The organism is Microcoleus sp. K1-B1 (assembly GCF_036704705.1).
Lineage (GTDB): Bacteria > Cyanobacteriota > Cyanobacteriia > Cyanobacteriales > Microcoleaceae > Microcoleus.
In genome coordinates this window covers 26,261-38,390 of the sequence record NZ_JAUBSH010000065.1, presented here as the reverse complement: position 1 = coordinate 38,390, position 12,130 = coordinate 26,261, and the positions used below count along the sequence as shown (strand labels likewise).

The window sequence follows — 12,130 nt, the reverse complement described above, 5'->3', positions numbered from 1 at the left end:
TTTTGAGCAACAGCTTGCCTTCTGCTAAAAGGCTGCTACTTTTAGCTGCACTGATTTTTTAGTCTAAACTACAGTAATCCTGATTAACTTGGTATTAATTCAGAGTTTTTATAAAAAAAGCCCTACATCTATAGCTAGGAAAAATCCTAACTCTGACAATGAGTTACAAGCATAAATAGTTGTGGACTTTCCTTATTTAATATGCTAAATTAATAGCTAAGCCAGGAACTAAATACCAAGGAAGATAGCCAAATAGTTGGTATAGTGATTACCGGTATAGACAGAGAAAGCTCATTTATTAAGTATAAGCCACAGCTATAGGGGTTAGGTGGATTGAACAGCTATGAGAACGAAAAAGTAGATAAATATTTTAACAAAGCTGTTTAATATAGAGGCAATAAAATTAATTATATCTCGCCTGCATAAAAGAATTGAAATAATTTTACATGGTAACGAATCGGTAAAAAAGTAACTATCCAGTTGTGCAAAAAAAAGTCATATTTACATCAAAATCATCGATACCTAGTCAAAGATTTACCTTGGGGAGAGAAGTTCGTATTTTGAGAAATCAACAGACGACAGTTTAAATATGAAAAATGTGTCAAGCCAATTAGTGAAGAGTTGGAGTTGGTCAGAAAAAGAAGAACCTATAGGAAACGGCTAGCAAGAGCTATAATCCAAGAAGTGTTAGAGAACGATATCCACAGCGTAGCGAAAAAAGGGGTGGTGACAACAGAAGAAATAGAAATGATGTTAAAATCCGCATAGAAAGAATACTTGAAAGCCAAGCCTGCGGTACGACGGGTTACACAAGACAATACTGGCGTGCGTACAGCCGGAGTGGATGGTATTAAATTACTAACCCCGAAGCAACGAATTAAGCTAGTAAATCAGCTCAAAACAACTGGTAAATCACAACCGACACGTCGGGTAATGATTCCAAAACCAGGAACTAATGAGTCAAGACTATTAGGCATACCCACAATGTACGACCGCGCCTTACAAGCAGTTGTAAAAGCAGCGCTTGAGCCAGAATGGGAGGTCTCATTTGAGCCAAACTCATATGGTTTTCCACCAGGTAGGTCATGTCGCGATCCGATAGGAGCAATCTTTAACAGTATCAGATATAAAGCCAAATATGTGCTATATGCTGATATTGCCAAATCCTTTGACCGCATTAATCACAAAGCGTTACTTGACAAAATAAATACTTATCCACGACTCCGAAAACAAATTAAGTCGTGGTTTAAAAGTGGGGTGTTAGACTAAGGTAAATTTTTTCCTACCATGGAAGGTAAGCCATACGGAGGGGTCATTTCCCCGCTGCTGGCTAACATGGCCCTAGACGGAAGGGAAGAACGGATTAAGCAATATGCGGAAACGCTAACAAAAGGGTACTTACGAATCAATAAAAAAAAGAAACAATGTTCCCTAAGTTTAATCCGATACGACGATGATTTTGTGATAATGTACAAAGACATTGACGTAATACTCACCTCTCAAAATATCATTGCCGACTGGTTGAGTGATATTGGCTGAGAGTGGAGACCCAATAAAACAAAATTAACCCACATTTTCAACAAATACAAGGAAAATGTCGGGTTTGAGTGTTGAGTATTCCATATACAACAGTATCCGGTAGGTAACTATAGAGATGCCAACAAAAGTACACAGGGAAAGTCACTAGGTTTAAAGACAATAATCACCTCGTCCCAACCCAAAATCCCGGCTCATCTCGTAAAAATAGCTGAAGTAATAGATTGCTATAAAAACTCCCCTCAATCTGTCTTAATTAAGAGGTTAAATCCAATCATCCGGGGATGGTCAGACTATTACTCAGCATTAGTAAGTAAGAAAATCTTCCAAAAATGAGATAATCTTGCTGATCACAAGCTAAGAGGAGGGGCAAAACGACGAAAAAAAGTAACATCAACAAAGACAAATACTGGCGAACAGTAGGCGAACGAAATTGGTGTGTTAGCACAGAAATAGGTTTTGAATGAGTCCAATATGCAACAATGAATAGCGTAAGGCACGTAAAAGTAAAAGGCGATTCAACACCCTATGATGGTGAGTGGATTTACTGGAGTAAACGACGTGGATAATACCCTGAAATACCAAGAAGAGTAGCAATACTCATTAAGGACCAAAAAGGTAAATGTATCCACTGTGGTTTGTACTTTACACCTACAGACATTGTAGAATTTGACCATATCCAACCCACCTCCCTAGGTGGCAAGGATAAATTTAAAAACCTCAAAATTCTACAGAAACACTGTCACGACACAAAAACGGAAAAACACGGTTCCCTCCAAAAGAACCATGATTAAAACCCGTTTTGAATTGTACCCATAACAAGGGTGAAGATATCAAGGAGCCGGATGAGGATGCGAAAGTTTCACGTCGGGTTCTGAAGTAGAGGTAGGTGTAGAAATGCCCCTATCGACTCTAACAGCTAGCAGAAATTTTGCCGCTAACCGTCCCTGGGTGCAATTAATCGAATTAGAAGATGATCATTCTGTGGGAACTTTCCTAGCGGAAATGTGGGAAGCGATTCAAAATTTTTGCCAATTCAAAAATTAAAATTTGACCAACTTTCAAGTCTTAACAATCAAATGACTGAACAAGATCGATCGACTCGCACCTTAGCCGTTGACATTGGCGGAAGTGGCATCAAAGTTATGGTGTTGGACAATGAAGGCGAACCCCAAACGGAACGCAGCCGTTTAGAAACGCCTCAACCGCCGAAACCCGAACCCGTACTAGAGGCGATCGCCTCTTTAGCCAGCGGACAAGGGGAATTTGACCGAGTATCCGTCGGTTTTCCCGGCGTCGTGCGTCTAGGCGTCATCAAAACCGCAGTGAATTTAGATCCGTCTTGGATAGATTTTGACTTACAAACTACTCTCAAAGATCGCTTGGGAAAACCTGTGCGAGTGGCTAACGATGCCGATATTCAAGGATTGGGAGCAATTGCTGGGACGGGGGTAGAATTAGTAATTACCCTTGGCACCGGTTTCGGTTCGGCCTTATTTGTCGATGGTATCTTGGTGCCAAATCTAGAGTTAGGACATCACCCTTTTCGTAAAGGGGAAAGTTACGAACAGCAATTAGGGCGATCGGCATTAGATGCAGTGGGTTCCAAAAGATGGAATCGCCGTCTGGAAAAAGCGCTCACCTCTGTGCAAAATCTCTTTAACTGCGATCGCATTTACATCGGCGGCGGCAATACTAAAAAGATTGCTTTTGAGTTACCGCCACAGGTTAAAATAGTACCAAATGTGAGCGGTTTATTGGGCGGGATTGCTTTGTGGCGTGATTGAGTAAACTTGGTGGCAAAAATCCCCATCAAGATCAAAGAAACCGGATTTTTTGCTCGAATTAAAGGCAATAATCCAGTCTTTCGGTAAAAAACCCGGTTTCTGAATCCACGACGGTTTATTTGGTTTTTGGCTTTGGCGATGGTCGTTTAAAAAATTATTCGCCCATCGGATCGCGGTAGCGTTTGGGTTCATCCTTGCGAAACAGATTGGCCAAACCGAGGATGCCCAACAAACCCAAAGCACCCCAATGATTGTTGTCGTTTTTGCTTTCTTGAAAGGGAGTTCTGTCGAGAACGACTCCATTAGAATCAGTATTGTTCTGGGCCGGAGCTGACTCGGTTTGAGCTGAGGCAGGCATAGCTGAAGGGAGAACAGCTAAACTTAAAGCTATGACGGTAGCGACGGTATTTTTAGATATATCGGAAGGCTTGACTTTCATACTTGGTTTCCACATATTAGCAGTTACTTTCTAAGAATAATCAATTGGGCGCGCCCCCGGCATCAATCGATCGACAGAAACTAAATCCCCGTCTCCTCTTGCTTTCGAGATAGAACAAGCTCTATGCTAAGTTCAGATGCTTCTAAGCAGATTATCTAAAATAAAAAGTCGTAAACTATACCATGCTTCCCTTTATCCGAAAAGATTTAGCCGAACTTACCGCATACACTCCCCATCCGGGCGGCACATCAGGAGAATCAGCGCACTCGGAAAGTGCGATCGATCGCCTCGATACCAATGAATGCCCCTACGACTTGCCAGAAGAATTAAAAAAAAAGCTAGCTTGGACTTACCAGCAGTTAATTGAGACAAATCGCTATCCCGACGGAGGCCACGCAGCGCTCAAAGAGGCGATCGCCCAATACGTCAATGAATCAATCACAATCCCCCCGCTAGGGGGGGTTACACTGCCAAAAACCGCCATTACAGCCGACAATATTTCTGTGGGCAACGGTTCCGACGAACTAATTCGATCGCTCTTAATAGCTACTTGTTTAGGTGGTCAAGGCTCTATTTTCGTAGCAAATCCCACCTTTTCGATGTATGGAATAATCGCCCAAACCCTCGGTATTCCGGTTGTGAGTGTTCAGCGAAAAGAGGAGACTTTTGAAATCGATATCGAGGTGGCTAAAAGGGCTCTCGTCCAAAATCAAAATCCCCCCGTGCGCGCCGTCTTTGTCGTTCATCCCAATTCCCCCACAGCCAATGCTTTGACAACCGATGAAATAGAATGGTTGTCAACTTTACCAGAAGAGATATTAGTAGTAATTGACGAAGCCTATTTTGAATTCAGCCAAAATACTTTAGCAGACCAATTGCACCAGCACCCGAATTGGATAATTTTACGCACATTTTCCAAAGCATTTCGACTAGCCTCAATGAGAGTCGGATATGCGATCGCCCATCCCGAACTCACAGCCACCTTAGAAAAAATCCGTCTCCCCTACAACCTTCCCAGTTTCTCGCAAACTGCAGCCGAGTTAGCCCTAGCGCAGCGGCAGTTATTGCTAGCAACCATTCCCGAAACTCTATCAGAAAGAACCAAATTAATTGCAGCGCTAACTCAGCATCAAAAATTGCAAGTTTGGCCGAGTGCGGCTAACTTCGTTTACCTGCGGGTGAAAGCCGGCGAGGGCGAATCTGCCGAACAGGAACACAAACAAATCATGCAGCAGCTAAAAGAGGGAGGTACTTTAATTAGGCATACTGGCGGAGGTTTGCGAATTACGGTGGGTAGCCCGGAGGAAAATCAGCGAACAGTTGATCGAATCGCAGCGATTTTAGATTAAAATTAATATCCACCGTTGCTCAATACAATGCTAATAATGAACTCTGTAGAACTATTCAGCGGAGCAGGAGGCTTAGCAATAGGCGTATCAAAAGCAGGCTTTTGTCACAAAGCAGTGATCGAGCTGGACAAAAATGCCTGCGAGACAATTCGAGAAAATCAGCGGCGGGGTGTAAAAGCGGTTTCAAACTGGTCTGTTTTTGAGACAGATATCGCTAAATTCGATTTTACATCCCTAGAACTCAAAGAAGGGGTAGACCTCCTAACAGGAGGGCCGCCGTGTCAGCCTTTTTCTGTAGGAGGAAAACACTGCGGGAGTGAGGACGATCGAAATATGTTTCCGCACTTTTTTCGGGCCGTGCGAGAACTCAAACCCAAGGCATTTGTTATCGAAAATGTTAAAGGTTTATTGCGTTCCTCCTTCACTAAATATTTTGAGTATATTGTCCTACAACTCACTTATCCAGAAGTTGTACAAAGACTGGATGAGGATTGGCCACATCACCTGTCCCGCTTAGAACAGCATCATACCGCCGGTCGCGGTGACGGACTATCATACCGTGTAGTGTTTCGCTTACTCAACGCTGCAGACTACGGCATTCCCCAAAAGCGCGAAAGGGTTTTTATTGTAGGTTTTCGATCGGATTTAGGATTAGAGTGGTCTTTTCCTGAACCGACTTGTTCTCAGGAAGCCTTGCATTGGGAGCAATGGGTGACTGGCAATTATTGGGAGCGCCATCAAATCTCTAAAAGTGCTCGTCCAGACATACCTAGCAAGCTTTCCTCGCGCATATTCAATCTTCAGTTCAACTTGTTTCCCCCTCAAAAACAGCCTTGGCGCACTGTGCGGGATGCCATTTCGGACTTACCACAAGAAGGCAATAAAGAGAGCCAAAACAGCGTACTAAATCACATTTTTATACCAGGAGCTAGAAAGTATCCAGGGCATACAGGCAGCTTGTTAGATGAACCAGCTAAAACTTTAAAAGCAGGAGTTCACGGGGTCCCTGGAGGAGAAAATATGTTAGTTGAGCCCACGGGACAGGTGCGTTACTTTACGCTTCGCGAAGCTGCTAGACTGCAAACTTTCCCTGACGAATACTTCTTTCCTCACAGTTGGACAGAAACTATGAAGCAGTTGGGGAATGCTGTACCAGTCGCTTTGGCAGAAGTTATTGCCTCTAGCATTAGATTGCGGCTGGAGACAGTTAGAACAGCGAGAGTGTAGTCAATGAATTTGAGATTTTAGATTTGAGAATTTACTCCATGCTCGAAGTATTTAGAGTCCCGCCAGATTTACAAGAAAACTTAATCGCTTTCTGTGGCCGGCAAAATTGTTATAATCTTCAGGAACTCGATTGTGTCAGGGAGGATTTGATCCAATATTGCGGAGTATATTTGCTGTACTACCAGGGCGACTTCTCAATGTATAACCTTATTAAACAGGCAAACGTGAGTAAATGCTGTCTGCCAATCTATGTAGGTAAAGCAGCTCCGGGCGGTCGTCGGACGGGGCGTACAACTATTGGCAACACTCTTTACGGACGCTTGTCAGAGCATAGAAAATCTATCGAAGCTGTAGACAACCTCAAAATTGAGGATTTTGCCTTCAAAGTCGCGCCGATGGAAATCGATTTAGTTTCATGGGGAGAAGCAGTGTTGATCCGTCACTTCAGCCCTGTTTGGAATAGAGAAATATCGGGATTCGGGATACATGACCCTGGAAGTGGGCGAGCAGGGCAAAAACGTTCTGTATGGGATAGATTGCACCTCGGTCGCACTTTTGCCACCAAGCTTCCTGTAGGGAATACTCCGCTCGATATGGATGCTTTGTCGGTTAGTATAACACAGCATTGTCAGCGGATGATAGAAGAGTTAGGGTGTCCTTAATTTAGCACCTGATTTGATAGGTTGCAGCCACAGGCTAGAATTGGGAAATAGATAAAATATTTTCATCCTCGATCATTTTCTTGTCGCGCCGCCCGAATGGTTTGGGGAAATACGCCTACTAAAAGTGCCAAAGCTTCATCGGGAATTTGTGCCACCGTTTCCGAATCCAAATATTGTTCAAACTGAGTTAAAACCATTTGTGCGCGTTCCAAGGCTGCAGGCTTTGCCGTTAACTGTTCCATTAACCGCACCCACTGCCGCCGAATTCCAAAAGCTTTCTGTATTTCTTCGGGAGATTGAGGGCAAACCAAACAAAAATCGCCCACGGGAATCGCCTGCTGAGATTCAACATCAAAAGCGCCCCCAACGGCAGCCCCAGGCCCGGCAAACTCCGCGTGGAAATGTTTAATCAAAATTAGGCCGTTCCGGCGACGGCTATCTACCATCAACAGCTTGCCGCTGTGGATTTCTGCGAGAATTTCAGAGGAGTGGGGGTGTTCTGTCAAATCTGTGCCAAGGTTTCGATTTCGCAAGTCCGGGTCAGCAGAAAGGCCGAGGCGGACAATATAATTAGAGGTAAGATTAGAGCTGGTTGAAGTATCAATTTTTTTCTCCTCCCGCTGCCGATCGAGATTATTCATTTAAAGTTATAAATTAATACTGTCACAAGGTGGTAGTTTGAGCGCGATCGAATATCAAATGCAGGTAGAACAAGCAGTAGACACCCTGAAAGCGGATCTCCCGACGCTTTTTGAGAAAGACATCTCCTACGACATCTACACAAAAGATGTTTATTTTCAAGACCCTGTTAACAAATTTAAAGGAAAAATTAACTATCGCATTATCTTTTGGACTCTGCGATTTCACGGGCAGCTATTTTTTAACGAGATTTACTTCGACCTGCACGACGTAGGTCAGACAGCCCCTGATACTATTGTGGCAAATTGGACTGTTCGCGGGACGCTGCGGGTTCCCTGGAAAGCTCGGATTTTTTTTAACGGCTACTCTACTTATAAACTGGATAAAGACGGCTTAATTTACGAACATATCGACACCTGGGACAGAGAGCCCGGAGAGATTTTAAAGCAGTTTTTCCGCAAGGGAGAGGAGGCGACCCAAGTATAAGCCAAAAAGGTCGATCGCGCCGAGCCATCAGGGCCGGCAACCGAATTAACTTATAATGGCTAAAATAATCATCATCCCTCCGATTCATGTTCTGCTATTTGTAAATTGCTAAAATGATTGTCGCCTCAGATTGATTTTCTGCTATTTGCACTCCTGAAAAATATCATGGCTGATATTTTCCAGACTGCCGCCAATGCAGACTTTTTCAAAACACTCGTGACTGTTATTGAAGCGGCTGGTTTGTTAGATTTATTGCAAACTCCGGCACCTTATACCAGCATTGCTTGCAGCATAATCAAACTTGCGGCATCTCTAAATTTATTAGGGTGCTTATGGGCGCACTTACATTTTAAACTAGAGAAATTACGCAAGTGTCACAATTAGTAAAGTGGGTCAGATCCCCAACCATTTATCATCCGTCCATAACTCGGTCTAACGCACCCTACAAGTCGATTGGATCGTGACACTTGCGTAATTGCTGAACTAATTATCCGAACCTAAAATCAATCCCGATCGCGCCGGCAGCATCAATTCTAAAAGGCGAGTTTCCCCCTCACCTTTCCAAACAAACTCGCCTTTCCCAAACAGCAATTTATCGTGAGGAGATTTAATATTAGCTGGCTCAAAGCTAATATTAGCTTCTTCTGTCGCGACATTGACAGCAACAACTATTTCCTCATCCCCCAAAATTCTGGCAAAAACGTAAACCGTTCCTTCAGCAAACAGAACTTGGTACGAACCAGTGCGGAGGGCAGCGTATTTGTGCCGCAAAGCTATCAACTGCTTGTGATAATCTAAAACATCAAGTTCCCAGCGAGCTTGTAAGGGAAAACTGCGGCGAGAATCGGGATCGAGAGCACCGGGCAAACCAACTTCATCGCCATAGTAAATGCTAGGAGCTCCGGGAAAAGTTAACAGCAGCAAAGTTGCGAGTTCGACACTAGCTTTATCGCCTCCTGCAATTGTTAACAACCTCGCAGTATCGTGACTGGCCAACAAATTAAGTTGAGTTAGCTGTATTGGCCAGGGGTACAGTTCCAAAACCTGCTGAATTTTGTCGCCGTACTCTTTAGCAAAAAGCGGCGGATAGGGATGGTAAGCACGGCCTTCAATTTGAGTTAAATCTACCCTGTCCCCCGCTGCAAAAGCAATAGTCGGTGCAGCAAAAAGATAATTCATTACCCCGTCAAATTGAGTACCGTCGAGCCATTCTCTCGCATCTTCCCAAACTTCGCCCACAATGTAAGCTTCGGGATTAACTGCTTTAACTCTGTCTCGAAATTCTTGCCAAAATCCCGGAGTTTTAATTTCAAAAGGAACGTCCAGCCGCCAGCCATCGACGCCGAATTTAATCCAATATTCGGCGATTTCCATGATGTATTCTCGCACTTCTGGATTCTCGTGATTGAATACAGGAAGAGCTCGATTCCCATCCCAACCGGCATAATTAGCAGGAAAATTGCCGTCGTAAGCGGATAGCGGCCAGCCTTCAATTTTAAACCAATCAAGCCAAGGAGAACCGGGGCCGTTTTCGAGGATATCGTGAAAGAAGAAAAAGCCGCGGCTGGCGTGGTTGAATACGCCGTCGAGGACAACTTTGATATTGCGATCGTGAGCTGCGTCTAGAAGCTCTTTAAAAGCCGGATTGCCACCCAACATCGGATCGACTTGATAGTAGTCGTGGGTGTGGTAGCGGTGATTGCTAGCCGACTGAAATATGGGGGTGAAATAAATTGCGTTAATGCCTAAGTCTTGCAAGTAGTCTAGCTGTTCCATCACGCCCCACAAGTCGCCGCCTTTGTAGCCTTGCAGGGTGGGGATTGCGTGCCATTCTTCCCACATGAAGTTTTGCAGCATGCGTTTGCGAGGCTGTTTGCTTTTGGCGAAGCGATCGGGGAATATTTGGTAGAATACCGCGTTTTTAACCCAGTCCGGCGTTTGAATTTGCATACACTTTTTCTAGCTTTTACGGCTTAGGCTACAGTAGCAGAGGTTTCTAGGGGATCTAACTTTTGGTAGAGAATAGACATTTTATCCCATTTTGTCGATCGACAAAATGTAAAAAATTACACAAATTTGCAGTCAATCTAAGATTGAAAACTGACTCTACCTAGAAGAAATTTATCGTCCCGACGGGCGGCGCTTCCTGAGTGCTGTGGAGTCGGACAAACTCAGATAACAGAAACAGTCGCAAAAAAAACCGATCAAACTCAAGCAGAACCACAGCGCGAGGAAGGGCCCATACAGAGTGTCAGCGCCCGTGGCGGCGCGCTCGACCGGCCTTGAAAAAGAACAACAGCGCCATGAGCCTCGATCGAGAAATTGCCAAAACGGGGAATTTACCCAAAAAACTTGTAATTAACAGCCAAAACCCCGAACCTTATTCTTTTGTTAAACTGCCCTTATTTATTGAAGGGTCTTTTAACTCACCACTGCCAACTTTTTTAAATATCCATTATTTATAGAGCGGTATTTTAACTCACAACTCAAAAGCCATAACTCCAGCCCAAGACACACTCCAACTCTTCTCAACCGGGTTTTTTAACTCTTATTGAGGGTTTGAAGAAGTATTTGGATTAAACAACCCGGTTTCTGTGTAAGCGACTCAACTCAAAACTCAAAACTCAAAACTTCCTTGCTCCCCCCCCTTGTCAAGAAGCCCTCACCATCCGACACTGTACTTGGAGAGTTAATCGACCCTAGGGAGAAAGTTCCTTGAAAAAAGTTTTAGCCATCATCCTCGGTGGCGGTGTAGGCACCCGCCTTTACCCCCTAACCAAATTGCGAGCCAAACCCGCAGTTCCCCTCGCAGGCAAATATCGCCTCATCGATATTCCTGTCAGCAACTGCATCAACTCGGAAATAGTCAAAATCTACGTCCTCACCCAATTCAACTCGGCATCCCTCAACCGTCACATCGCTCGCACCTACCAGTTTTCCGGCTTCACCGACGGATTTGCCGAGGTGCTCGCCGCCCAGCAAACTCAGGAAAACCCCAACTGGTTTCAAGGGACAGCCGACGCAGTTCGCCAATATCTCTGGCTGCTAGAAGAGTGGGACGTTGACGAATACTTGATTCTTTCGGGTGATCACCTCTATCGCATGGACTACCAGAAGTTTGTGCAGAGACACCGCGAAACCAACGCCGATATCACCCTCTCGGTTTTGCCAATGGACGAGAAGCGGGCGTCGGATTTTGGTTTGATGAAAATCGACGACAGCGGCCGCATTGTTTCTTTCAGCGAAAAGCCAAAAGGCGATGCGCTCAAACAAATGCAGGTGGATACTACTAAACTGGGACTGACAGCGCAGCAGGCTCAGGAAAGTCCTTACATTGCTTCGATGGGGATTTACGTCTTCAAAAAAGAAGTTCTGATTAAACTTCTGAAAGAATCTCCCAACCAAACTGATTTTGGTAAAGAGATTATTCCGAATAATGCAAAAGACCACAACGTTCAAGCTTATTTGTTTGACGATTATTGGGAAGATATCGGAACCATTGAGGCTTTTTACGAGGCTAACTTGGCTCTGACAAAACAGCCTCAGCCGCCTTTCAGTTTCTACGATGAAAATGCGCCGATTTATACTCGCCCGCGTTTCTTGCCGCCGACTAAGCTTTTAGATACTCACGTGACTGAATCGATTATTGCTGAAGGCTGCATTCTCAAACAGTGCCGGATCGACCATTCTGTGTTAGGAGTTCGATCGCGCATTGAAGCTGGATGTACGATTCAAGACACCCTGGTGATGGGTGCTGACTTCTACGAACCCGACGCCGAAAGGCATTCGAGTTTGGACAGCGGCGGCGTCGCCCTCGGTATCGGTGCAGATACTACAATTCGCCGCGCGATTGTGGATAAAAATGCCCGCATTGGCCGCAATGTTCAAATAATTAATAAAGACCGAGTGGAAGAAGCAAACCGCGAAAACCAAGGTTTTTACATCCGCAGCGGCATTATCGTAGTCCTGAAAAATGCCACGATTCCTGATGGAACTATCATTTAG

General features: G+C 44.5%; 13 protein-coding genes and 1 pseudogene. 11 read left to right on the top strand and 3 right to left on the bottom strand.

Features of this window, described 5'->3' with window-relative positions:
- The first annotated feature begins 825 nt into the window (after nt 1-825).
- The 5 genes and pseudogenes from QUA83_RS21120 (at nt 826) to QUA83_RS21100 (ending at nt 3,323) form a co-directional block, all read left to right on the top strand.
- Nucleotides 826-1,539 (top strand): annotated as a pseudogene (locus QUA83_RS21120) (reverse transcriptase domain-containing protein).
- 84 nt (nt 1,540-1,623) lie between these two features.
- Complete coding sequence (locus QUA83_RS21115; protein WP_333295604.1) at nt 1,624-1,872, top strand: group II intron maturase-specific domain-containing protein; 249 nt, start codon at nt 1,624-1,626, stop codon at nt 1,870-1,872.
- A gap of 302 nt (nt 1,873-2,174) precedes the next feature.
- On the top strand, nt 2,175-2,330 hold the full coding sequence (locus tag QUA83_RS21110; protein ID WP_333295600.1) for an HNH endonuclease: 156 nt from the start codon (nt 2,175-2,177) through the stop codon (nt 2,328-2,330).
- Between the two features lie 103 nt (nt 2,331-2,433).
- The gene (locus QUA83_RS21105) at nt 2,434-2,583 is read left to right on the top strand and encodes a hypothetical protein (protein WP_333295599.1); all 150 of its coding nucleotides are present in this window, start codon (nt 2,434-2,436) and stop codon (nt 2,581-2,583) included.
- A 32-nt stretch (nt 2,584-2,615) separates the two neighbouring features.
- Nucleotides 2,616-3,323: an ROK family protein gene (locus QUA83_RS21100; RefSeq protein WP_333295598.1), complete on the top strand. Its 708-nt coding sequence runs from the start codon at nt 2,616-2,618 to the stop codon at nt 3,321-3,323.
- Between the two features lie 154 nt (nt 3,324-3,477).
- Here the strand turns inward: QUA83_RS21100 and QUA83_RS21095 are convergent, their stop codons facing one another.
- Nucleotides 3,478-3,762, bottom strand: coding sequence for a WGxxGxxG family protein (locus tag QUA83_RS21095; protein WP_333295596.1), 285 nt, complete (start codon nt 3,760-3,762; stop codon nt 3,478-3,480).
- Nucleotides 3,763-3,944: 182 nt separating this feature from the next.
- On the opposite strand from QUA83_RS21095, the gene QUA83_RS21090 reads away from it, so the two are divergent.
- The 3 genes from QUA83_RS21090 to QUA83_RS21080 are packed head-to-tail and all read left to right on the top strand — an operon-like array spanning nt 3,945 to nt 7,000.
- Nucleotides 3,945-5,111 (top strand): histidinol-phosphate transaminase, encoded by a 1,167-nt coding sequence (locus tag QUA83_RS21090; protein WP_333295594.1) that lies wholly within the window; start codon nt 3,945-3,947, stop codon nt 5,109-5,111.
- 36 nt (nt 5,112-5,147) lie between these two features.
- On the top strand, nt 5,148-6,338 hold the full coding sequence (locus tag QUA83_RS21085) for a DNA cytosine methyltransferase (RefSeq protein WP_333295593.1): 1,191 nt from the start codon (nt 5,148-5,150) through the stop codon (nt 6,336-6,338).
- 38 nt (nt 6,339-6,376) lie between these two features.
- Nucleotides 6,377-7,000 (top strand): Eco29kI family restriction endonuclease, encoded by a 624-nt coding sequence (locus QUA83_RS21080; protein WP_333295592.1) that lies wholly within the window; start codon nt 6,377-6,379, stop codon nt 6,998-7,000.
- A 62-nt stretch (nt 7,001-7,062) separates the two neighbouring features.
- On the opposite strand, the gene QUA83_RS21075 is transcribed toward QUA83_RS21080, so the two are convergent.
- Nucleotides 7,063-7,641: a hypothetical protein gene (locus QUA83_RS21075; RefSeq protein ID WP_333295591.1), complete on the bottom strand. Its 579-nt coding sequence runs from the start codon at nt 7,639-7,641 to the stop codon at nt 7,063-7,065.
- Between the two features lie 58 nt (nt 7,642-7,699).
- Here QUA83_RS21075 and QUA83_RS21070 point away from each other — a divergent pair, with 58 nt between their 5' ends.
- Together QUA83_RS21070 and QUA83_RS21065 are read left to right on the top strand one after the other, a co-directional pair.
- Entirely contained in the window at nt 7,700-8,125 is a 426-nt protein-coding gene (locus QUA83_RS21070) for a DUF2358 domain-containing protein (RefSeq protein WP_333199006.1), read from the top strand.
- Nucleotides 8,126-8,290: 165 nt separating this feature from the next.
- On the top strand, nt 8,291-8,509 hold the full coding sequence (locus QUA83_RS21065; protein ID WP_333295589.1) for a hypothetical protein: 219 nt from the start codon (nt 8,291-8,293) through the stop codon (nt 8,507-8,509).
- A gap of 99 nt (nt 8,510-8,608) precedes the next feature.
- On the opposite strand, the gene QUA83_RS21060 is transcribed toward QUA83_RS21065, so the two are convergent.
- Nucleotides 8,609-10,075: a glycoside hydrolase family 13 protein gene (locus QUA83_RS21060; RefSeq protein WP_333295587.1), complete on the bottom strand. Its 1,467-nt coding sequence runs from the start codon at nt 10,073-10,075 to the stop codon at nt 8,609-8,611.
- A 765-nt stretch (nt 10,076-10,840) separates the two neighbouring features.
- Between QUA83_RS21060 and QUA83_RS21055 the strand changes: the two genes are divergently transcribed.
- Nucleotides 10,841-12,130 (top strand): glucose-1-phosphate adenylyltransferase, encoded by a 1,290-nt coding sequence (locus QUA83_RS21055; RefSeq protein WP_333295585.1) that lies wholly within the window; start codon nt 10,841-10,843, stop codon nt 12,128-12,130.

Excerpts from the sequence above, each read along its gene's own strand:
- QUA83_RS21105 (WP_333295599.1), top strand. The coding sequence starts at position 2,434 with ATGCCCCTATCGACTCTAACAGCTAGCAGAAATTTTGCCGCTAACCGT.
- QUA83_RS21100 (WP_333295598.1), top strand. The coding sequence starts at position 2,616 with ATGACTGAACAAGATCGATCGACTCGCACCTTAGCCGTTGACATTGGC.
- QUA83_RS21095 (WP_333295596.1), bottom strand. The coding sequence starts at position 3,762 with ATGAAAGTCAAGCCTTCCGATATATCTAAAAATACCGTCGCTACCGTC.
- QUA83_RS21090 (WP_333295594.1), top strand. The coding sequence starts at position 3,945 with ATGCTTCCCTTTATCCGAAAAGATTTAGCCGAACTTACCGCATACACT.
- QUA83_RS21085 (WP_333295593.1), top strand. The coding sequence starts at position 5,148 with ATGAACTCTGTAGAACTATTCAGCGGAGCAGGAGGCTTAGCAATAGGC.
- QUA83_RS21080 (WP_333295592.1), top strand. The coding sequence starts at position 6,377 with ATGCTCGAAGTATTTAGAGTCCCGCCAGATTTACAAGAAAACTTAATC.
- QUA83_RS21075 (WP_333295591.1), bottom strand. The coding sequence starts at position 7,641 with ATGAATAATCTCGATCGGCAGCGGGAGGAGAAAAAAATTGATACTTCA.
- QUA83_RS21070 (WP_333199006.1), top strand. The coding sequence starts at position 7,700 with ATGCAGGTAGAACAAGCAGTAGACACCCTGAAAGCGGATCTCCCGACG.
- QUA83_RS21065 (WP_333295589.1), top strand. The coding sequence starts at position 8,291 with ATGGCTGATATTTTCCAGACTGCCGCCAATGCAGACTTTTTCAAAACA.
- QUA83_RS21060 (WP_333295587.1), bottom strand. The coding sequence starts at position 10,075 with ATGCAAATTCAAACGCCGGACTGGGTTAAAAACGCGGTATTCTACCAA.